The organism is Candidatus Pseudothioglobus sp. uisw_070, assembly GCF_059512545.2.
The window spans coordinates 402242-425091 of the sequence record NZ_CM183456.2; the positions used below are offsets into that span (position 1 = coordinate 402242).

At 31.1% G+C, this 22850-nt stretch carries 23 protein-coding genes; all 23 read left to right on the plus strand.

Going from position 1 to position 22850, the window contains the following annotated elements:
• Positions 1 to 5: 5 nt before the first annotated feature.
• The 23 genes from AC5YGD_RS01985 (at position 6) to AC5YGD_RS02095 (ending at position 22849) form a co-directional block, all read left to right on the plus strand.
• Positions 6 to 746 carry a WbqC family protein gene (locus AC5YGD_RS01985; protein WP_496141882.1) on the plus strand — a complete coding sequence of 247 codons (741 nt, stop codon included), beginning with the start codon at positions 6 to 8 and terminating at the stop codon, positions 744 to 746.
• Positions 747 to 754: 8 nt separating this feature from the next.
• Entirely contained in the window at positions 755 to 1813 is a 1059-nt protein-coding gene (pseI, locus tag AC5YGD_RS01990) for a pseudaminic acid synthase (protein WP_496141883.1), read from the plus strand.
• 1 nt (position 1814) lies between these two features.
• A complete protein-coding gene (gene hisH, locus AC5YGD_RS01995) occupies positions 1815 to 2435 on the plus strand; it encodes an imidazole glycerol phosphate synthase subunit HisH (protein WP_496141885.1) in 621 nt (206 codons plus the stop codon).
• Complete coding sequence (hisF, locus tag AC5YGD_RS02000) at positions 2432 to 3238, plus strand: HisA/HisF-related TIM barrel protein (protein WP_496141886.1); 807 nt, start codon at positions 2432 to 2434, stop codon at positions 3236 to 3238. Before hisH ends, hisF begins: the two co-directional genes overlap by 4 nt.
• 12 nt (positions 3239 to 3250) lie before the next feature.
• Complete coding sequence (locus AC5YGD_RS02005; RefSeq protein ID WP_496141887.1) at positions 3251 to 4465, plus strand: N-acetyl sugar amidotransferase; 1215 nt, start codon at positions 3251 to 3253, stop codon at positions 4463 to 4465.
• A 36-nt stretch (positions 4466 to 4501) separates the two neighbouring features.
• Positions 4502 to 5722 carry a DUF4915 domain-containing protein gene (locus AC5YGD_RS02010; protein ID WP_496141888.1) on the plus strand — a complete coding sequence of 407 codons (1221 nt, stop codon included), beginning with the start codon at positions 4502 to 4504 and terminating at the stop codon, positions 5720 to 5722.
• A gap of 5 nt (positions 5723 to 5727) precedes the next feature.
• Positions 5728 to 6750: a GNAT family N-acetyltransferase gene (locus AC5YGD_RS02015; RefSeq protein ID WP_496141890.1), complete on the plus strand. Its 1023-nt coding sequence runs from the start codon at positions 5728 to 5730 to the stop codon at positions 6748 to 6750.
• Positions 6747 to 8594: a hypothetical protein gene (locus AC5YGD_RS02020; protein WP_496141891.1), complete on the plus strand. Its 1848-nt coding sequence runs from the start codon at positions 6747 to 6749 to the stop codon at positions 8592 to 8594. The genes AC5YGD_RS02015 and AC5YGD_RS02020 overlap by 4 nt, the downstream gene beginning before the upstream one ends.
• Positions 8595 to 8764: 170 nt before the next feature.
• Positions 8765 to 10612, plus strand: coding sequence for a CDP-glycerol glycerophosphotransferase family protein (locus tag AC5YGD_RS02025; RefSeq protein WP_496141892.1), 1848 nt, complete (start codon positions 8765 to 8767; stop codon positions 10610 to 10612).
• Between the two features lie 151 nt (positions 10613 to 10763).
• On the plus strand, positions 10764 to 11222 hold the full coding sequence (locus tag AC5YGD_RS02030) for an acyltransferase (RefSeq protein WP_496141893.1): 459 nt from the start codon (positions 10764 to 10766) through the stop codon (positions 11220 to 11222).
• Positions 11215 to 13161, plus strand: coding sequence for a thiamine pyrophosphate-dependent enzyme (locus AC5YGD_RS02035; RefSeq protein ID WP_496141894.1), 1947 nt, complete (start codon positions 11215 to 11217; stop codon positions 13159 to 13161). Before AC5YGD_RS02030 ends, AC5YGD_RS02035 begins: the two co-directional genes overlap by 8 nt.
• On the plus strand, positions 13158 to 14414 hold the full coding sequence (locus AC5YGD_RS02040; protein ID WP_502319135.1) for a 2-oxo acid dehydrogenase subunit E2: 1257 nt from the start codon (positions 13158 to 13160) through the stop codon (positions 14412 to 14414). Before AC5YGD_RS02035 ends, AC5YGD_RS02040 begins: the two co-directional genes overlap by 4 nt.
• Positions 14411 to 15052 carry a 4'-phosphopantetheinyl transferase superfamily protein gene (locus AC5YGD_RS02045; protein WP_496141897.1) on the plus strand — a complete coding sequence of 214 codons (642 nt, stop codon included), beginning with the start codon at positions 14411 to 14413 and terminating at the stop codon, positions 15050 to 15052. The genes AC5YGD_RS02040 and AC5YGD_RS02045 overlap by 4 nt, the downstream gene beginning before the upstream one ends.
• The gene (locus AC5YGD_RS02050) at positions 15039 to 15590 is read left to right on the plus strand and encodes a methyltransferase domain-containing protein (protein ID WP_496141899.1); all 552 of its coding nucleotides are present in this window, start codon (positions 15039 to 15041) and stop codon (positions 15588 to 15590) included. Before AC5YGD_RS02045 ends, AC5YGD_RS02050 begins: the two co-directional genes overlap by 14 nt.
• 230 nt (positions 15591 to 15820) lie before the next feature.
• Positions 15821 to 16930 carry a hypothetical protein gene (locus AC5YGD_RS02055; protein ID WP_496141901.1) on the plus strand — a complete coding sequence of 370 codons (1110 nt, stop codon included), beginning with the start codon at positions 15821 to 15823 and terminating at the stop codon, positions 16928 to 16930.
• Complete coding sequence (locus AC5YGD_RS02060) at positions 16911 to 17849, plus strand: class I SAM-dependent methyltransferase (RefSeq protein ID WP_496141903.1); 939 nt, start codon at positions 16911 to 16913, stop codon at positions 17847 to 17849. Before AC5YGD_RS02055 ends, AC5YGD_RS02060 begins: the two co-directional genes overlap by 20 nt.
• Positions 17836 to 19062: a glycosyltransferase gene (locus AC5YGD_RS02065; protein WP_496141905.1), complete on the plus strand. Its 1227-nt coding sequence runs from the start codon at positions 17836 to 17838 to the stop codon at positions 19060 to 19062. Before AC5YGD_RS02060 ends, AC5YGD_RS02065 begins: the two co-directional genes overlap by 14 nt.
• Positions 19063 to 19072: 10 nt before the next feature.
• Entirely contained in the window at positions 19073 to 20176 is a 1104-nt protein-coding gene (rfbG, locus tag AC5YGD_RS02070) for a CDP-glucose 4,6-dehydratase (RefSeq protein ID WP_496141906.1), read from the plus strand.
• The gene (locus AC5YGD_RS02075) at positions 20169 to 20600 is read left to right on the plus strand and encodes a dTDP-4-dehydrorhamnose 3,5-epimerase (RefSeq protein WP_496141907.1); all 432 of its coding nucleotides are present in this window, start codon (positions 20169 to 20171) and stop codon (positions 20598 to 20600) included. The genes rfbG and AC5YGD_RS02075 overlap by 8 nt, the downstream gene beginning before the upstream one ends.
• On the plus strand, positions 20600 to 21364 hold the full coding sequence (gene rfbF, locus AC5YGD_RS02080) for a glucose-1-phosphate cytidylyltransferase (RefSeq protein WP_496141908.1): 765 nt from the start codon (positions 20600 to 20602) through the stop codon (positions 21362 to 21364). Before AC5YGD_RS02075 ends, rfbF begins: the two co-directional genes overlap by 1 nt.
• Positions 21331 to 22278: an NAD-dependent epimerase/dehydratase family protein gene (locus tag AC5YGD_RS02085; RefSeq protein ID WP_496141909.1), complete on the plus strand. Its 948-nt coding sequence runs from the start codon at positions 21331 to 21333 to the stop codon at positions 22276 to 22278. Before rfbF ends, AC5YGD_RS02085 begins: the two co-directional genes overlap by 34 nt.
• A complete protein-coding gene (locus tag AC5YGD_RS02090; RefSeq protein ID WP_496141910.1) occupies positions 22275 to 22427 on the plus strand; it encodes a hypothetical protein in 153 nt (50 codons plus the stop codon). The genes AC5YGD_RS02085 and AC5YGD_RS02090 overlap by 4 nt, the downstream gene beginning before the upstream one ends.
• 26 nt (positions 22428 to 22453) lie before the next feature.
• Positions 22454 to 22849 carry an SGNH hydrolase domain-containing protein gene (locus AC5YGD_RS02095; protein WP_496141912.1) on the plus strand — a complete coding sequence of 132 codons (396 nt, stop codon included), beginning with the start codon at positions 22454 to 22456 and terminating at the stop codon, positions 22847 to 22849.
• Position 22850: the final 1 nt, after the last annotated feature.

The following is a 22850-nucleotide window of genomic DNA, read 5'->3' on the forward strand; positions in this document are numbered from 1 at the left end:
AAAATATGAACTTAAAGATCAATACTTGTGCAATTATGCAACCTACATATTTACCTTGGCTGGGATATTTTGATTTAGTAGCTAATGTAAGCGATTTTATTTTTTTGGACGATGTTAAATTTAATAAGAGTTCATATCATCATCAAAATAGAATACTTGGAGCAAATGGTATTATTTTATTGAGTGTCCCAACACGCTCTAATCAGGGAAGAATGGGTTCAATGATTAAAGATATTGACATAGATAATTCTGGAAATTGGAAAAAAAAACATTTAATGTCTATTGAGCAATCTTATAAAAAAGCACCACACTTTGGTGAAATATATCATCATATTGAAGATATTATTTCTAGTGATTTAATTAAGTTATGTGACTTAAATATTAAAATTATTAAATTATTTTCTTCAATTCTTTCATTGAAAACTAAGTTTCACAGAGCAAGTCATTTAGAGAATTTAGCGCAAGACAAAGTAGAAAAGTTAGTTAAATTTTGTCAAATGCAAGAATGTACTACTTATTTCTCTCCAGCTGGATCTTTGGACTACATAGATACAATAGAAAATAAAGCGAAATTTAGCTCTAATAAAATTGATGTTTTTTTTCAAAATTTTGATTTAATCCCTTATGCTCAAAAAAAATCAGGTTTTATACCTTATATGAGCATTCTAGATGCTTTGATGTATTGTGGAGTAGAGGGGACAAAAAACGTTCTTGAAGAAGGGCATAATATTTCAGAACTTAAATAAAAAATACTATGAAAATAGATAATCGAATTATTTCAAATAAACATTCCCCTTATATCATTGCAGAGTTATCTGCTAATCATAATGGGAGTATTGAGCGTGCTTTTAAAAGTATAAAGGCAGCTAAGGAAGCTGGTGCTGATGCAGTTAAAATTCAAACTTATACTGCAGATACTATTACAATTAAAAGTGATAGGAGCGAATTTCAAATTAAGGGTGGCTTGTGGGATGGCTATGATTTACATAGTCTTTATAAGTGGGCAGAAACACCTTATGAGTGGCACAAACCTCTGTTTGATTATGCCAAAGAGATTGGTATTACTATCTTTAGTTCCCCTTTTGATAAAACAGCAGTTGATTTATTAGAGGATTTGAACGTCCCTGCTTATAAAGTGGCCTCTTTTGAAATAACAGACTTGCCATTGATTAAGTATATTGCTCAAACTAAAAAGCCCATGATAATATCAACTGGCATGGCAAACTTAGATGAAATTAGTACTGCAGTTGAGATTGCCAGTGATAATGGCTGTAAGGATTTAGTTTTACTGCATTGTATTAGCTCTTATCCCGCGCCACCAGAGCAATCCAATTTAAAAACTATTCCAGATCTAAGCGAGCGATTTGAAGTTTTATCAGGCTTGTCAGATCATACAATGGGGACAACTGTAGCACTTGCAAGTGTTGCGCTAGGAGCAAGTGTCATTGAAAAACACTTTACTTTAAGTCGAAATGATAAGGGGCCAGATAGTGAGTTCTCATTAGAGCCACATGAGCTAAAAAATTTATGTAAAGAGACTAAAGTTGCATTTTTATCTTTGGGTAATGCAGGTTATGAGTTGAAAGATGCAGAAAAAACTGGACTTAATTTTCGTCGTTCATTGTATGCTGTTAAAGACATACAAAAAGGGGAACAATTTACTGAGAAGAATATTAGATCTATACGTCCCAGTTTTGGGTTGCCACCTAAGTATTATGAAAAGGTATTAGGGGGCATTGCTGCACAAGATATTGAGTATGGCTCCCCATTAACCTGGGCTAATATTGTTACAGTTACTGATTTAAGTAACTGATATGGTAGATAAGCGAGTTTGTATTTTAGATTATGGTAGTGGAAACGTAGGGTCTGTATCTAATTTATTACAACATTTGGGAATAAAAACTACAGTTTCTAATAAAGAGAAAGAAATTCAAAAATGTACCCACTTAATTTTGCCAGGTGTTGGGTCTTTTGGTTCTGCTATGGAAAAGATTAGGAAAAACCTCCCAATGACACTAATTGAAGACGATGTTGTTTGTAAAAAAAAGCCTTTTCTTGGAATTTGTATAGGGATGCAAGTTTTGGCAAGTTATGGCTTTGAATTTGGAAAACATCATGGACTTGGCTGGATTGAGGGGAATGTTGACATAATTGACTCTGGAGATAATCCATTACCACATATTGGTTGGAATAACGCTACCTCAGTAAAAGAATCTAAACTTATGATGGGCTTAGAAGAAATAAATGATTTTTATTTTGTTAATAGTTATTGCTTTAAAGCTCAAAATAATGCCGATGTTATTGCTGAAACAATATATCACGAAAATTTTGCATCAGTCATTGGAAGAGATAATATACTTGGGGTTCAATTCCATCCAGAAAAGAGTCAAGGCGCAGGACAAAAAATAATTAGAAATTTTTTAGAATATAAATGAAAAAAAAACGTGTAATACCAGTTTTGCTATTAAAAAATGGCTGGCTCGTTCAAAGCAGGGGTTTTTCCAGGCATCAAAATTTAGGTAATCCAATTGACGCTGTAAAAAGACTAAGTAAATGGGCTTCTGATGAATTAATATATCTAGATATATCTCGTGATAATGTGTACGATACTAGAAGAGATGATCAGGGATATAAAAATATTTCCTCCTTTCTAGGTATTATCGAGAATATATCTAAGGAGGTTTTTATGCCTATGACAATTGGGGGGAAGATAAAAAATCTTAATGATATTGAAGATAGATTGTTACTAGGCGCTGATAAAGTTTCAATAAATACTGAGGCTTATAATAATAATAAATTGATTAAAGATGCTGCAAAAGAATTTGGTTCGCAATGCATTGTTGTTTCTATGGACATTAAAAGAACTGAATTAGGTAATAGAGTTTTTACGAAATTTGGAAAAGAGAATACAGGCCATGGTCCCTTGTATTGGTCTAAAATACTGGAAGATTATGGTGCTGGAGAGATTTTATTAAACTCAATAGATCGAGATGGAGCTGGAACTGGTTATGATATTGAGTTGTTAGATCAAGTGTCTTCAGAGTGTAGTTGTCCCATTATTGCGTGTGGTGGTGTAGGGGAATGGGAGCATTTTAAAGAAGCACTTGATAAGACTAATGTTGATTCTGTTGCTGCAGCTAACATCTTCCAATATACTGATCAAAGCGTATACATGGCTAAAAAATACCTGTCTAAAAATGGTTGTAATGTTCGAAAACCCGATTTATTAAAAATATAAAACTAAATAAATATGAAAAATGAAATGAATTATTGCAAAAAATGTGTTTATCCCTTTGCAACTGTTAACTTGCATGTTGATGATGATGGAATTTGTTCTAGTTGCAAAACATTCGAGGCTTTTGAAGAAATTCCAGATCATTTCTGGGAAAAGAGAAAAGAGAGGTTAAAAAAACTTATTAAAGAGTCGTCTGATAATAATGATTCAGAATATGACTGCTTAATACCAGTAAGTGGAGGAAAAGATAGCTATTATCAAGCACATATAATCACAAAAGAATTGGGCTTAAAACCTCTTTTAATGACATACCATGGAAATAATTTTTTGCCAGAAGGGGACGCTAATCGTGACAGAATGAGGCATGTTTTTGATGCCGATCATATTATTTGGGGTCCTAATATTGAGGTATTGAAAAAGTTAAATAGGTTGGGATTTAAGAGAATGGGAGACATGAATTGGCAAAACCATTGCGGTATATTTTCTTCTCCAATACAAGTAGCAGTAAAATTTAAAATACCATTGATTATATGGGGTGAAATTAATTGGGACATATCTGGAATGTTTGATCCTAATGACTTTATGGAGTTTAGTGCAAGGGTTAGACATGAGCATGATCTCAGAGGCTATGAGTGGTATGACTTTATTGGAGACAAGGATGATAAACTTATTGAAAAAGATATGATCTGGGCAAAATACCCTTCTGATGAAGAGATTTTAGAGGTTGGAGTGAGAGGTTTATATATTGGTAATTTCTTTAAGTGGGACCCTAACGAGCATACTAAAATGATGCAAGATAAATATGGCTGGGAAGAGGCAAGACAGCCTTTTGAAAGAACATATCGTCGCATGTCAAATTTAGACGATCGATATGAAAATGGTATTCATGATTTAATGAAATTTGTTAAGTTTGGTTATGGTCGATGCTCAGATCATGCTTCTAAGGATATCAGGACTGGATACATGAGTCGCGAAGAGGGGATTGAGATGATTAAAAAATATGACCATGTTGTCTCTAGTGATTTATATTATTGGCTTGATTATGTGGATATGACTGAAGATGAGTTCTGGATTATTGCTGATACATTCCGAGATCCAAGAGTTTGGTGGATAAAGGATAATATGTGGTGGAAGGCAAATATCTGGGGAGGCTCTTCTTCTTATGGAGTAGTTCATTTAAATGATAAACAAATTAATTTATTTAATAAAAAACAAGCTGAATTTAAGTAATAAGGTGAAATATTGAGCCATAAAAATTGAAAAAAAATGAAAAGAAAAATACCCTTTACAACAAAGCAAGAAATAAATAGACTGAGCTCAGATAAAAATATTATTTTATTTGGAGCAGGTAATATTGCAGAAAAAACAACACGAATAATTCCTCAAAATAAACTTTGTGCAATTATTGACAACTCAACAAACCTTTTAGGGGAGATTCAATTTGGAGTTAAAATATATTCCCCAAGTTTTTTGAAGACAGACGAGGGAAAAAAATCATTAATAATAATTACTACAACATCCTTTTCTGACGTTTCAGAGCAATTAGAAGAATTAGGTTTTATTCCTTCTATTGATTTTATTGTAAGTCCAGTGCTAAATGATCTAAGGGTCGTTGAAGAATTGGAATCTGTAGAAAGAACATTGATGTTTTCAAGTGGAGCTCCAAAACAAGACCATCCTTGCTATGGGGGTGGAATTTATAAATTAACTGTTGAAAGAGATGCTTGGAATCATGAAAAGAAAATTGATGGGAATTGTTATGGCATCGTTAAATTTAATGAAAATTATGTTGCCTTAGATACTGATAGAGGAATAATTGAATTTGATAAAGATTTTAATATTTTGAGACAGGTTCAGATGCCAATTGGTAGTCGTGCTCATGGCATTGATTTTTCTAAAGAAAAGCAATTATTTTTTGTAAACTGCTCATATTTAGATACTGTTCTATTTCTTAATACTGATTTTGAAGTAGTTGATGAGATAAATATTTCAGATAAACAAAAAAAATATGGAAAACCTGCACATCATTCAAATGATTGCTGTGTATGGGGAGATAGTTTATTTATCTCTATGTTTTCTCTAACTGGTAACTGGAAATTAGATGTTTTTGATGGCGGCATTCTTGAGTTTGACATAGCTACAAAAAAAAGAGTTGGCACTGTGGTGACAGATTTATGGATGCCACATAATGTTAAGATAATTGATGGAAGTTTGACTCTTTTAGATTCTTTAAAAGGACATTTACTAACTAATAATGTTCAGATATCAGGTAAATTTCCAGCTTTTACTCGCGGTTTAGATTTTGATGGTCAATATTATTATGTTGGTCAGAGCAGAAATAGAAACTATTCAAAGAATATTGGTCTCTCAAAGAATATTTCAATTGATGCAGGTGTAATAATTTTTGATGATATAACTAAAGTCTCAAGGTTTCTCCAGCTTCCACCTAAGCTGTCAGAGGTTCATTCTATTGTTCTAATGAGTTAGTTAGTGTGTCTTTAACTATTGAGCCACTAAACCATAATCAACTTTTGTCGGTGTCGTCGTCTTTTGTTTCTCTGGCTTATAGAAAATACTATCAACAATGTAGTGCCTATACAAATTCCAGTCTTCTATACAGGGAGAGGATTTGTAGAGATGATGATATACATTGTAAAGATGAATCATTTGTAATTAAGATAGATCATAAAATAGTATTTGTATTTATTGGGATTAAAACTATAAAACAACTTGATTTAAATATTAATGCATATAGTGGAAGACCATGTGCTTTATTTTTTAATGAAAAGCTGTTAACAAAAAAAAGTTTAAATCTTCTTTATGATAAGTTAAACGAATTTACTTCAGAAGATAATATTAAGCTCCATTACCGCGATTTTTTGTTACACGGTAATATTTCACCTTTGTCTAGACACCTTCTTTCTATAGGCGCTCATACTCAAAATCACTTTACCTATGTTATTGATTTAGAACAAAGTGTTGAAATACTTAAGAGAGATATTAGAAAAAGTTATATGAGCCTCATTAACTGGGGATTGAGAGAATTAAAGCCATTTGTTTATTCGAAGGATACTAACTTTTCTTGGAGTGATATGAAGTCATTCCGAGATTTACACACTAAGGTCTCTGGAAGAAATACTCGTTCAGAAAGAAGTTGGAGGAGACAATATGAAATGGTCCTAGCTGGAGAAGCTTTTATTGTTATTGGAAAATTTGATAATAATCTTGTGTCTGCTGGATTTTTTACTAATTCAAAAGATAGTTGTTATTACGGAGCATCAGCATCAAAAAGGGATTTGTTTGAGAAGCCTATTTTTCATTCGTTAATGTGGATAGCAATATTGCATGCAAAATCAATAGGTTGTAAGTGGTTTGAAGTTGGTGAGCAGCTATATCCAGAAATTGGAAATCCAACCCAAAAAGAAATTGGAATATCACAATTCAAGGCTGGATTTGGTGGAACTATAAAAACATTTATTGATATTAAGCTAAGTAAGAAGTTAGGAAAAAAATGATACCTTTAGAGGAAAAAAGATCTGTCGTAATTGTGGATAGTTATTCCGAATTATTATCAATTACTAGTTCGTATCCAGACTTGAAAAATGTATTTGTGATTTTATTATCTAGAAATTTCACTCTTTCTGAAGTTAAGTCTTTATATGATTCCTATGAGGCATGTTGGTTTGATGAATTTATTGATTCTGCCAACGCAAAAGAAGTTCTTAATAAAAAAAATGATTTTTTATGGGATTGGTTTTTAGATGAGGATGGTAGAGATTTAAGTCAAATTAATGGTTGCTCCTTAGGCAGCTCTTTTGCTGCATCACTTGGAATATTATTGAATAGTGTTTTAAGGTATAAAGCTGGTTTTGGAAAGATCTTAATGGAAAAAGATAATGTTTATTTTTTATCTAATACAGAGGATATTTTTATTGATGTCATTAATTTTTTGCATAAAAAAATAGGTTTTAATCTTGTTTCAATTGATCATAAAAAAAACAAAAAAATAGTATATAGAAATATTAATATTGACTTAGATGGAAGAGCAAGAGATCTATTTAACATATTTAAAAAGTCCAAATTTAAGTCTTTTTTTGTAGCGTCTATATTTGACATGTTTAATGCAAAATTAAGTGCTAAAGATAATCGAGTATTATTTATGAATGCAGGAAAAATGGAAAACTTTATTAAGCACTCTAGTAATGAAGCTAGCGGGATTCAATGGGTAATGCCATCTACAAATATATATGATACTTTTGTTAACCTTTTAAAAAGAAAATCACTTTTTTATCGGTTTTATTCAATGGTACTTTCTGAAAAAGATTCGGTTAGTATCAATGATATTATCAGTCTTTTGAAAAAAAATATTAACAAAAAAAAATATTTAGATTCAGATTTATTAATCAAAGTTATGAGTCGTTATATATTTAATGTTTTTCATGAGGCCTATGGTTATTATCTATGTGCATATAATAAAATTAAATTATTACAGTTAAATGCAATAATTTTTTCTTCAGAATTTCATGAGCTAAGTATCTTAGTTGCCCAAGCAGGAAAAAACAATGCCATTAAAAATATTATCATGGCACATGGATTGTCTTCTGCAGGATATATGGAAAATAAAGCTGGGCGGTTTGGGGTGTTTGAATATGCACTAGCATTTGGCAATGTAGATGTCTTACACTATCAATACTTAGGAGTGAAAAAAGATAATATTAAGATAAGTTCGTTCCCTTACTTTGAGAAATTTTTGCCTATTAAGAGTTCAACTAAAAATAAAAAATATATAAATGCCATTGTGCTTGCTGAAGATTTTTGCAATGATTACACAGATAAAATTGGTAAATCGTTTAATTACTATCAAGATATTTTAAATTTACTAGATGGACTTGAAATAAATTTGCTGGCAATAAAGTACCGACATGATATATTTATCGTTGAAGGGGCTGATGCTGATAAAAACCAAGTTGAAATCAATGGAAAATACATTCCCTTATTATCTGGATATTCTTCATTTAAAGAGCATGCTCAAAATGCTGATTTAATAATTGGCCCTCCAAGTACTGCAATGATTGAGTCCGCCCTTATGGGTAAAGATTATTTTGTTTATATTGATAATAAAAATCTAATCTCTGAAATTGATTCAACCCAACTACCATTTGTTGCTCAACATATTTATATGTCACAAAATATTGATCAATTAAGAGAAAATATAGAAAAAAATAGAGTATTCAAAAAAGGCTTTTCAGTTGGTGATTTTGTAGATTTATCAAAAGTTATCAATAAAGCAGATTTGTTTAAGAAATTTAATATTTCAGTTGAAGAAATTGTAAACAATAATAATGAAAGGAATTTGTAATGAGTGAAGTATCATTCATTTATGATGCTCATATTCAGAATCAATGCTATTATGAATTTTTATAGTGTGATTTATAGATTCATTCAATTCTAACAAAGAATTAAATATATTTAATGGGCTCAAAAATAAGTTTTTTACTAGGATTCAAAAAAAAACTATGAAGTTATCTCTTGAATAAAATAAAAATAGACTATTATGATAATAAGTTAAGTTTTCATAATGTTACACCTACTGATCATACCTTAATAAAAAGGCTTTGGACTGATGTGCGTGAAGATTATTCTGATTGGGTTGCTAACTTCAAATTAGATTCTGCAATAAATGACAGAAGCATTTTAGAGGCTTTAGAGTGGAAGGGAATGACCACTTGGTGGTTAAATCAAATTACAACAAAAGATGTTGAAATTAATAATGTATGGATCAACAGGATAATGGTACTTTACATATGTAGAGAGTTTAATTGTGAAATATATACAAATGATAAAGTATTAATAGATAGCCTAAATAAGAACTCTAAAGAATTAAATTCATATGTTATTTACAGGTCAAGATACTTTAAAGATAGGTTTTTAGGGAGTATACGCCTAGTGAGACTTTTTTACTCAATTTGGAAGTGTGTTAAGGTTTCTTTACTTTTAATTGGAATGAAGAAGTTTCAAGAAGATTTAATCAAAAAGAGTAAGCCCACAGTTTGGTTTAGAAGCATCTATCCAGCTAATTGGATAGTTAGCCAAGATGGGAAATTTGAAGATAGGCATCTAACAAGTGCACCACTTTTTGATCAAGATTTCAATCAAACGTCAGGTTATTTAACATCCTTAATTTGGTATAAAAAAACTAGCTTGATATCTTCATGGGAAGAATTGCGCTTGTTGAGTAAAAAATCTAATCGAACTGTAGCTTACCCAGAGGTGTATTTAAAACTAACAGATTATATTGAAGTGTATTATAGTACTTTTATAGAGTACTTAAAGTTTGGTAGGTTGAAAAAAAACCCTATTTTTTTAAAGTTTTTTGATATTGATAATTTGGACATGTCTGACATATTAATTGATATGTGGAATGAAAGTTATTTTTCGATAATGCAGAATAATAAATTGATAAGTTTGTCAATAGTGCGATTCTCAGAAAAGTACAATAATGATAAAGTTATAGTTACGTATGAAGAATTTTTGCCTCATATAAGGTATGCATATTTTAAATCTAAGGATTTACCTAAAGGAAATATTTTTATAGCATTACAGCATGCGTACAATTGCAAAAGTAAAATGTCTTTTTATTATCGTTTTAAAGAGTTGAATTGCGATGATGAAAATTTAAGAATGCCGGCGCCTGATTATTACTTAATACAAGGATCTCAATATAAATTTTTATTAGAAAGTTTCTATGATAAAGATAGGATTAAAGTTATTGGTTGTTTGAAGTATGATAATTTTAATAATACTCAAAGTAATGCCTTTGAAATAAAAAAAAGAATAATCCATAAATATAAGTTAGAGAATAAAAGAGTTATTTTGTTAGCTCCATCTGTTAATGACATTGATAGTATTTTTCGTATTGTTTCATCATTAAAGAATCATTCCAATGTTGAAATTCTTCTTTCACCGCATCCAGCTATTGATATTAATAAAATGAAAGACTCAAATAATTCTATATGCCCAGAACTCAAGATAAAATTTGTTACAGAAGAAAAAACTGAGGAATTGCTGACTGTTGCTTCAATTGTGGTTTGTGGCTATTCTTCAGTGGCTTTAGAGGCTTCATTTTTTGGAGTACAGTCAGTACGGGCATTGCCATTAGGAGAAGTGCCTCTTTTTGATGATGATAATTTAATTCCATGTTTTTATAGTTCTGAAGATTTTATTGATTGGTATAAAAATTTTACTGATAATGAGATGAATCGTCATCAATTGAGTTTATTATCACAAAAATATTTCTATAAAATTGATGGCCAATCAAATGTTAGGTTATGGGACTTTATTTCAAAAATAAAAAAGATGGATGCAGTTGAAAAATAAATTAAGGATTGAGAGTACTTTAAAAAAAATCTATTTGTATGGGATTTCTAAGCAATTGTATGATGCATTCTTTCTAATAAAGTTAGAAAAAGGTAGATTTTTATCATGCTTTTTTTTGGACATATTTAATTTATTTCCAGATTGGTTTATTTTGGCTAGACTAAGAGCATACATATTATTTATTGTAGGCTTTAAGATTGAAAAGCCTGGAACAAGTTCTATTAGAAAAAACTTTTTTGCAGAATTTCCACGCAATGTCCATATAGGGAAGAATGTGGTGATAAACAGAGATGTTTATTTTTGCTCTAATGACAATATTACTATTGGCAATAATGTTAGAATTGCATTTGGAGTAAGAATTATTAATATAAGTCATTCTGGATCTGGTAGAGATGTTATTGATCACTATGAGCCTGTCATTATAAAAGATAATTGCTCTATTTATGCTAATGCAATTATTCTTCCAGGCTCTATTCTTGAGCATGGTGTTAATATTTCTGCTGGAGCAGTAATTAGTGGAGAAACTAAACCTGGTGGGGTTTATGGCGGAAATCCTGCACGACTAATTAAAATCAGAGATGAGTATTTGGATATGAAATTTGATGAATAAAACTTTAAATATTAGCAAAAAATTTATTAAATTAGCGTTGACAATAAGGCGTTCGGAAGATAAATTTCTTGAATTATTTGACCAAGGAAAAATGAATGGAACAGTTCATACTTGTAATGGCCAAGAATTCTCAGCGGTAGCTTTCAGCTCTGCTCTTGGGAAGGATGATTTTATTTTTTCAAGTCATAGATGCCATGGTCATTATATTGCCCATACTGGAGATGTTTCTGGTTTAATATCTGAGTTAATGGGAAAAAAAACTGGAACTTGTTCTGGTATAGGTTCTAGTCAGCATCTTTTTAATGATAATTTTTTTTCAAATGGAATCCAAGGTGGGATTGTTCCTGTTGCTGCAGGAATGGCTCTTGCAGCAAAAAAAAATAATAAAGGAAAAATAGGAATTGTGTTTATTGGTGATGGAACGCTTGGTGAAGGAGTAGTTTATGAGACTTTTAATCTTATATCTTTATTAAATTTACCATTACTTATAGTATGTGAAAATAATAGATATGCCCAATCTACCAAGGTAGAAGATAGTTTAGCAGGAGATATTTTGTCTAGACCAAAATCATTTGGGATTAAGACATTTCATTCTAATACTTGGGATTTAGATAATTTATTTTCGGACGCTAAAGATTCTATAGATTTTGTTAGAAGTGGTAAGCCTGCGTTTCATTTAGTTGATACATATAGGTTAAACCATCATTCTAAGAGTGATGATAATAGAGATGTTAAAGAGGTTTTAAAATACACCCAAAAAGATCCATTAAATATTTTTAAAAAAAATGAACCAGATATTTATAAATCTATGTTGAAAGACATTGATAAAGAGATTTTTAAAATTACTAAGGATGCTGAAAAAAATAATGAGCTTGAAGGATACGAATATTTTACTGATGCTAAATTAAATCATAGTGGGAAATATGAAAATTTAGAAGCTTTGAATGAGAGAGTTGTTAGTAGGATAAACCTATTTTTTGATAATATTTTAAATACAGATGCAAATGCACTTTTTATTGGAGAAGATATATTGTCCCCTTATGGAGGCGCATTTAAAGTATCAAAAGATTTGTCTTTGAAATATCCAGAAAAAGTTATTGGGACTCCAATTAGTGAAGCGGCTATAACTGGACTTTCAAATGGGCTTGCACTCGGAGGTTTCAGGCCATATCTTGAAATAATGTTTGGTGACTTTCTAACTTTATCAATGGATCAAATTATTAACCATGCTTCAAAGTTTCATCATATGTATAACAGGCAGATTAATTGCCCAATTGTAATTAGAACACCTATGGGAGGAGGGAGGGGTTATGGGCCAACACACTCTCAAACATTAGATAAATTTTTAGTAGGAATAGATAATTTCAGTGTGATTGCTCTTAATAGTTTTATTGATCCTAAGTTAATATATGAGAGTATTCATAACAATGAAATCCATCCTGTACTTGTAATAGAAAATAAACTTGATTATGGTCGATTTGTTGGTGCTCAAAAGTTAGATTTTTATAATATTAAGCGAAGCTTAGACTTGTATCCTATAGTAATGTGTTCCCCAGCTTCTGAAACGCCTTCACTTACAATTGTTACATATGGAGGTATTTCATCAAATGTTCTCGAGGCTCTTCATGATATTTTTCAACTCACTGGATTAATTCCTGAGTTGATTGTATTGTCTAAAATTAGCCCTTTAAATATAAATCCAGTGTTAGAGAGTGTTAGAATAACACGAAGAATTATTACAATTGAAGAGGGCAGTAAGGAGTTTGGAATAGGTGCGGAAATAATCACACAAACTTTTGAAAATCTTGGATCCCAAGTAATTCTAGCTAGGCGCATTGCGGCAAAACCTGTTCCAATTCCTTCTGCACGTTCTACTGAAGATTGGGTGTTACCTAATAATCGAATAGTTGAAAATATCCTTAAGGAGCTTTCTTTATGACAATTTTAAATAAAATTACTGTCCCCAAAGATAATGCAGATGACGAAGTTCTTATTAGTAAATTATATTTCTCTAACGGTCAAAAAGTTCAAAAAAAAGATGAGTTAGTAGAGCTTGAAACCTCAAAAACATCTATAAGTATTGAATCAGAGAGTGATGGATATATTGAATATTGTGTTTCAGAGGATGAATATATAAAAGTTGGTGAAGAAATAATCAAAATTCATGATTCTAAAGAAAGTGTTGATAATTCTATTGCTATAAAAAATAAAGATATAAGTGAAGACAATGCTGTATTTAATAAAAAACTTATTTCAGAAAATGCAAGAAAATATATAAAGGATAATAATATAGATATTACCTCTATTGAAAAAAACTTTATAACTCTGGAAGACGTTTATAGTGAAGATTCTGTAAATAATCAAAAACTTAAAACAGGGGGAGAGAAGGAAATTATTGGAACTTCTAGTTCTAAAATTAGTTTAGCTAAGATTAATGAAATTAAAGCTTTGACTAGTGTCCAATCTGCTTGCATTGTTAGTACTATTTTTATATCGATAGAATCTATTGAAAAAATTAAAGCATATAAAGAACCACTTTTTGCTGGTTCAGATTCTCTTCTTCCCCTTATGGTGTTTGAAGCATCTAAACTTTTAAAAAAATATCCTGTTTTAAATGCTTATTTTGAAAATAATAATATTAGGGTCTATAATGATATTAATGTAGGCGTTGCACTTGATATTGACAATGGCTTGAAAGTTTATACAATAAAAAATACAGACCAACTATCCATGTCTAATATTGAGAAAAATATATCTGCTGGTGTTGATGATTATTTAAATAAATCTCTAACTACTCAACAGATTAGTGGTTCAACATTCACTATTACTGATCTTTCATCATTTGGTGCAATTAATTTTGTACCTTTAATAAACTTTAATCAATCTGCTATCCTAGGAATTTCTTGTATTGATGAGAAGTTAAATAGAGTAAATATTAGTCTCTCATTTGATCATCGCGTAACTGAAGGAAAGATAGCTAGTCAATTCCTTTTGGAGCTAAAAGATCGAGTAGAGTCGTATTTAAAAATTTATAGTAAAAGTGAGAATGATAAAAGTGAAGCAAAATGTAGTTTCTGTTTCAAGACCCTAACTGAAGATAAAAGTTTGAATGGCCTTGGCCTGTTAAATATGATTAACCATGATGGAGACAGTATTCTAGTATGTAATATATGTTTTGAGGGATGGACATGAGCTATATTATTATTAAAGAAATTATTGCGACTTTTTTGAAAGTAAATATTCAAGATGTTGATTCTAATACTCGAATTGATAAACAGGCAATTAAAGGTTCAGTTTTAATACATAGAATGTATTCAGAGTTAAGAAAAAATGGTTATGAAGTAAATAATCCAGCTGAAGTTAAAACTTTTGGAGACTTGAAAAAAGAATTGTTAGGTATAGATAATTCTGACAATGAAAAGTTAGTAGAAGATCAATTTAAAAAACCAAAAAACCAAATGCCTAATAACTCTATAAATTCAAACAACGTTGGTATTGATCTAGAGTCTTCTGCTAACTTACCTGATGTTGATGATTTTATTGAGGATCAATTTTATATTGATAACTTTTCAAAGTCTGAAATATCATATTGCTCCTCAAAAGACAATCCAAAAAGCTGTTTTACTGGAAGGTTTGCTGCTAAAGAGGCAATAGTTAAGGCAAATAATAATTATCTTAATACTAAATTTTCAGATATTGAGATTTCTGTTGGTAAAAATGGTGAACCTTTGTTTAAAGGAATGGAGATATCAATTTCAAATACAAAAATTAATGAAATTGAATTATCTACTGCTATAGCAATAAAAATTTCAAATCATGAAAATAATTAATTTGAACATAGGTGCAGGAACTGATATTAGAGATAAATTTATTAATCATGATGTAGTTAAATTGCCAGGCATTGATGTTGTTCACGACCTTAATCAATACCCTTGGCCCTGGAAAGATAACAGTTCAGATAACATTGAAATTTTAGATGTATTAGAGCACCTTGATAATTTTGTTCGAGCGATGGAGGAAATACATCGCATACTAAAACCTGGAGGCATTGTCCTTATTCGAGTACCTTATTGGAATCATTCATGTGCCTATATCGACCCAACACATAAGAGAGGGTTTCATGAGCAAACATTTGATTTTTTTGATATAAAATCAAAAATATATATTCAAAGAGGGTACTACACTAAAGCTAAATTTCTATCTATTTCTACAACGCTTATTTTAACTCCAGGCTACCCCTATATGAGAATTCCATTTGTAAACTCTGTTAGTGTTAGAAGAAAAAGTATTAGGAGAGTTGTAGGCTGGATCGGAAATCATGTAGGCAATATAATTTCTGATGTGCAAGTTGAGATGAAAAAGAGCTAATGGTAGTAAAAATATAACTCCTTAATAATTAAAAAAATCAAATTTTGTCTAAACTAATTAAAAAGCATTTTTTAGGGTTTTTTTATACAGCAGAAAGGACTCTATAAATGCGTTATTATCCTAATCAAATAAAAAACACAATAATCGCATTTTATTTTGTTGTTTTCTATTTGTACTCACCTCATACTATAGTCCATTTTTCTCTTAGAACCTCTAATTACGAAATATGGATGCTGATTAATGTATTTATGCTATTTGGATTGTCTGTAATTCTTCTTGTTGATTTTAAGAAGTATAAAGTTTTCACGAATGATGATTTTGATATTTCTTTTATTTCTTTAGTAACTTTGTTTTCAATTTCTGATTTATATAGATTTGATTCATTTGGTGCAATTGGGTGGGGAGTGTTGCTTGCAACTATTGTGGTAATTAAAAATTGCGATATCACTGCAATTCGTATTTTTTTCAAAACCTATATTTTTATTATATCTGGAATTGCAATATATGCAGTTATTATTAACGTATTAGTGCGCTTAAGTGTAATAGATTTTCCAGAATTTCCTGATATGTCAGTTAATTATATGATATTACATCATGATTCTTTTATAGAGGTTTTTGGCATGCTCGTGCCAAGAATTTCAGCGCACTTACAACAAGTTTCATTAATACCAGCATATTTTATTTTTCCACTTGGAATTGGGATGTTGTTTTTTAATGTAAATTGGAAATATTTTTTTGCGATAGCTATTTTTTCTTTATTAAGTTTAAGTGGTTCAGTTTACTATCTTTTTGTTAGTGCATTTGCCATCTATATTTTCCATAATAATATTAGAAAATATAAATTTCTCATTCCAGGATTTTGCATTATTTTATTGATTATCCTATCTTACTCAATAGCTTTTTATTATGATTTTGCTATATCTCCAGGCTATGCTTACACTGACAACTTTGTTTTACGTGGATCTTCTGCTATGTCGCGGCTGGCTATTATGGGACGTGGCATTAATGAATTTGTACAATCACCATTTCTTGGTTTTGTTAGAGATGGCAATATTAATCTTTATATATTAGGCTCTTTAGTTGTATCTTCAGCAGTTAGGTCAGGGATAATAGCCTTAGGTTTAATAGTCTATATCTACTATTTGCTAACAACTAGATTGCATAAATTACAAATATATAATTTCAAGGAAAAAGTAGGATTTTCTCTTGTGTATTCATCGTTGTTAATGATGATGTCATACCAAGATTATGGGTTTGGATCAACTCATGGATTTTTAATGCTATTTATACTAGGTATTTTAACAAAGAATAGGATGCAATATGAGCTTTATCAGAACTAAAGTATGTAAAGATTATATTAAATTTGTTAAAAGCTATCAGCCATTTGATTGGGAAAATGTAAATACACATAGCGTAATAGTTTCTTATATAAGATTTTTTTATGTATACAAATTATTAAAAAGCATTTTTTCAAATAAAGACAAAGTGACAGTTATGGATATTGGTGCCTATCCTGGCGGTATGCTCAAATTATTAATGAATTTTTTTGGAAATAAAGTTAAGTATATAGGCGTAGGTCTGGGATTTAATGAAGAGTATAGATCAACAATGAAGGCACTAGATGTTGAGTTAGCAGAAGCAGAGATTGATCCAAATTTTTGCCAAATTCACTCAGTTGAAGATCTGGGTACAAAGAATTTATCTAAATTTAATGATATTGAATGCGTTCTCTTTTTAGACATCATAGAGCACTTAACAGATCCAGTATTTTCTCTAGATTTAATTAATTCAAAAATGATTACTGGTGGAGATTTAATTATTACAACTGATAATATTACCTCCTTGGGCTACTTGGCCCATATGATTTATAATGGACGTAGTCCAAATATTCATCCAATAAGATCTTCTTTAATATTTCAAGGATTATGGAGACCACACCACAGAGAATATTCAAAAGATGAGTTAAAATTTTATTTAGATTATTGTGGGTTTGAGCTAGTTTCACATCAGTATTTTGATAGAGAGCAAGGTGATTACTCTCTTAATATGGAGGGTAAAATCACTTATAATTCAAAATTCTACTTAATTTCAAGAGTTATCAGAGGCTTAATAAAAATGATACTTCCTCATTTAAAAGAGCATCACATATTTCATTTTAAGAAAAAAGTTGACTTTTCTATTCAATCTATTGAAAGACCTAAGAAAACATTAGATGTGGATGAGTGGATGAAAATAAGAAGACGGTATGGCCAATTATAATAAGAATATTGCTATCTATTGGATTCAAAAAGACTATGGAGGTGTTGATACACATCTGTTAACTCTTTTAAATAACTGGCCAAATAAAAACGATAATTTTTGTTTATATACTAATTATGATAATAATGGATATTTATCAATTAAAGATAAAATACCTAAAGATATAAATTTAGAAGTTATAAAGGTTAAATCTGGCTGGTTTAATAATAAAAATATGTTTTTTAAGTTTTTTAAGTTTCTTGAATTTTTCTTTTTTCCAATATATTTTTACTTTCTTAAAATTGCTGCCTCAAATGAATTAAAAAATAAAAATATAGATATATTATTTGTTGATAATGGTGGCTATCCAGGCTCCTGGAAATCATTGGCTTCTCTCTGGGCAGCTCAAAAATTAGGAATATTGAAAAGAGTGTTATTGATTCATCATGGCTCTTTGCACAATAATATAATTAGAAGAGTTGGAGAGAAAATAGTTGATTATAAAATTAGCAATTGGACTACGGATATAATTACAGTTTCTAGGGCCACAAGACAAACTCTTATCGATCATCGTGGCTGGAATCCTGCAAGAAATCCTATACGTGTAATTCACAATGGTTTTGATATTAATTCCAATATTGATGATAAAGGTCTAAATATTAGAGAGTTATTCAACATAGATTCTGATGTTAGCATTATTGGAATAGTCGGGAGGGTTGATAGGTACAAAGGCCACGAGGATTTAATTATTGCCTTATCAGAAATTCCCGTTGAAATTCGCACTAAATTCCATTTGTTAATAGTTGGAAAGGCAGTTTCTGATAGTGAGCTTGAAAGACTAGAATTGCTATCTACAAGGCTAAAAGTCAAAAACTTAATAACCTTTACTGGTTATCTTGATGCAGATACAAACTCCTTAATGTCTCAGCTCGATATATTGGCCATGGTTACGAAAGATTTTGAAGGATTTGGTCTGACAATTGGCGAGGCGATGATTTGCGGAACGCCAGTAATTTGTACTAATGTTGGCGCGGTTTCAGAGTTTGTTAATGATAATGTAGCTTGGATTGTACCGCCCGAAGATCCGTCCTCTATAGCTGATGTAATTCTATTGTATAATAATTCTCCAAGTATTTTTATAGATAAATCAAAAAAATCATCAGCTCATATAAAAAATCTAGGCGCAAAAGAAATGGCAAATAAATATTATAGAATTTTAGTACTTGAGCCTTAGGAGACTAATATTGTTTAATAAAACTTTTAAAAATAAGACTGTCCTCATTACAGGCCATACTGGCTTTAAGGGTAGTTGGCTCTCTTTATGGCTAGTAAATCTTGGTGCTAAAGTTGTTGGTATTTCTTTAGATGTTCCAAGCGTTCCATCTAATTTTCTTGCATCATCTCTTGGAGCTGTTGTTAAGGACTATCGTGCAGATATTAAGGATCTCGAGGCTGTTAAATCAATTTTTAATAAAGTGCAGCCTGACTTTGTATTTCACCTAGCAGCACAAGCCTTAGTTCGCCATTCATATAAAGATCCAATTGAAACTATGACAACTAATGCTATTGGCTCAGCTAATGTTTTGGAAGCGTTAAAAACTCTTGATAAAAAAGTTGTTGCTCTAATGATTACTAGCGATAAAGCTTATGACAATGTTGAATGGGTATGGGGTTATCGTGAAACTGACCGCCTAGGTGGTAAAGATCCTTATAGTGCATCTAAAGGTATGGCTGAATTAGCGATTAGGAGCTATATAGATTCATTTTTCAATAATCCAGATTCAAATGTTAGAATTGGGATAGCGCGTGCTGGTAATGTAATTGGTGGAGGTGACTGGGCGCTTGATCGTATTGTTCCAGATTGTATGGCGGCATGGGCAAATGGAATAAATGTGGACATTCGTAGTCCTCAAGCAACAAGGCCTTGGCAACATGTGTTAGAACCACTAAGTGGTTATTTATGTTTAGCAGAAAATCTATATTTGGGCACTGATAATCATGGAGAGGCTTATAACTTTGGCCCATCAGCATTCCAAAATTATCCAGTCTATAAATTAATTGATCAGATGGCAGAATATTGGGATCAAATTAAGTGGAATGATATTTCTAAAAACCAAGATCATTTTCATGAAGCAGGCTTGTTAAAGCTTAATTGTGATAAAGCTTTGTTTGACTTGGATTGGCGTTCTGCCCTTCAATTTGAAGATACAGTTAAAATGACAGTTGAATGGTATAAGACGTATTACCAAAATAAAGAGAAATCAATGCATGACTTTTCAATTAATCAAATTGAAGCGTATATTAAAATTGCGAGATTAAATCAAATAACCTGGGCTTGCAATGATTAAAGGTGTGCTTATTAATGAATTGAAAGTTATTGAAACACTGGGTGGCAATGTCATGCATGCAATGAAAGATAGCAGTTCTGGGTATGTGGGTTTTGGAGAAGCGTATTTTTCTCAGATTGATAAGGGCGCTATAAAAGCTTGGAAGCGCCATACTAAAATGACACTTAATTTAGTAGTTCCACTAGGCAAAATAAAATTTGTAATGTTTGATGATAGGGATACTTCAAATACTCAATTTCAAGAAGTTACAATGTCAAAAGAAAATTATTATAGGCTTACTGTCCCACCAATGATATGGCTCGGATTTCAAGGGCTTTCAGTTGGTGGTGCGATGTTGCTTAATATTGCTAATATTGAACATAGCCCTAATGAGGCTGACCGTTTAAAGATTGAGAAAATAAATTATGATTGGAGTATGAATTAATGAAAGTAATAATTTTAGCAGGAGGATTCGGAACTCGGCTGAGTGAGTACACAGAATCTATTCCAAAGCCAATGGTTGCCATTGGCGGTAAGCCTATTTTATGGCATATCATGAATACTTATGCCAAGTTCGACCATAAAGATTTTTATGTTGCCTTGGGCTATAAATCCGAGGTTGTTAAAGAGTATTTTCTAAATTATAGAGCACTCAATTCTGACTTCACCGTCGATTTATCTAATGGTGATATTGCTGAACATCAGAAAGATATAGTAGACTGGAAAGTAACATTAGTAGACACAGGCATGAATTCCATGACTGGTGGAAGAGTTAAAAGAATGGAAAGTTTTATTGGTAAGGAGACTTTTTTGATTACCTATGGTGATGGTGTTGCAGATATCAACATTGATGCGCTGGTTAAATTCCACAAAAGTCATGGAAAGATGGTCACAGTAACTGCAGTTCATCCAGGCGCGCGTTTTGGTGCTTTGGATATGAATGATAATATTGTTAACTCATTTAAAGAAAAGCCACAAGTAAATCAAGGCTGGATTAATGGTGGTTATTTTGTTATCGAGCCTGAGTTTTTTGATTTGATTGAGGGGGATAGCACTATCATGGAAAAATTACCTTTGGAAAAAGTTGTGCAAATGGGTGAGTTAATGGCTTATCATCATAATGGTTATTGGCAGTGTATGGATACGAAAAGAGATCGTGATCATTTAGAAGAGCTATGGGATACTGGCAAAGCGCCTTGGAAAACATAATACAACCTAGAATATTAATAATTGGTGGCACAGGGTTTATTGGTCACCATCTTATTAAAGCGTTAATACTAAAAGATTTTTCTGTATCTAGTATTTCTCTAAATAAACCAACAAAACAAAGATTTGTTGATGGTGTGAAATATTATACCGTTGATATTAATGTGCCAAAAAGTTGTAGTGATATTTTGAATAGTAACTTTCATTATGTGGTGAACTTAGGTGGTTACATAGATCATAGGTTATTTAAAGACGATGGGCGAGGTTTGATTGAGTCTCATTTTATTGCACTACAAAATATTATAGAGCTACTCCCCCGAGATGAGCTTAGACGTTTTGTACAAATTGGAAGTAGTGATGAATATGGTAATTCAGATTCACCACAAAATGAAAATTTGAGAGAGCAGCCTATCTCCCCATATTCATTGGCTAAAGTCGCAAGTACACATTTCTTGCAGATGCTCTATCGTACAGAAAAATTTCCATCTGTTATCTTAAGGCTCTTTTTGACTTATGGTCCAGGCCAATCTTCAAGTAGGTTTCTACCACAAATTATTAGAGGTTGTCTTAATAATGAAAGATTTCCAGTATCAGCAGGAGAGCAAATAAGAGATTTTTGTTATATAGACGATACTGTTGATGCAATCATTAAAGCATTATTTACAGATAATATAAATGGCCACGTTATTAATATTGCTTCTGGAAAACCGATCTCAATTAAAAGTGTGATTAAAGAAGTGCAAGGAATTATTGCTAAAGGATCTCCTATTTTTGGTGAGTTACCATATAGGGCTGGTGAAAGTCAGAGTTTGTATGCAAATGTAAATAAATCAAAAAAGCTCCTTGGCTGGGAGTCAAAGGTGTTGGTTGAAGAGGGTTTGAAAAAGACTATTGATTCATATAATAATCTGTTATGAATGATAGCAAGTATAGGAATTTAACTTTTGATGGTTTAAGAGCAATTGCTGTCATTTCTGTATTACTTTATAATTTAAAGGTGCCTGGACTAGAGGGGGGTTGTTGGATTAGATATATTTTTCTTATTAAGTGGTTATTTGATAACTGAATCATTAATTAAGAGTCAAAGTGATTATGTATGATTACATATCAAATAATAAAAAAATGATTATCGTTTCAAGGAGAACTGAGTTTTACCATGCAACCAAAATGATCTATGTCATTAAGGCGCCGTCTTTGTTAGAACATAAGACGATAAGAGACTACTTTGCAGATAGAAAGTATCTTGCTGGTTCAATCGAAAATATGAATACTATATTGGCTGCAATCTGTTTAGAGAGTAACATCTTGTGTTATCATTTTTATAATTTTCAGTGCACAGAAGAAGGGCAAAAATGCGAAGTATTTGATAGAGATGGGAAGCTATTGTATTTAGATGCAAATGCACACTTTACTAATGCTGGAGCTAAATATTTTGGAAAGAGGATGCATAATAGCATTATTCCATTTTTAGATAATATTAATAAATAAA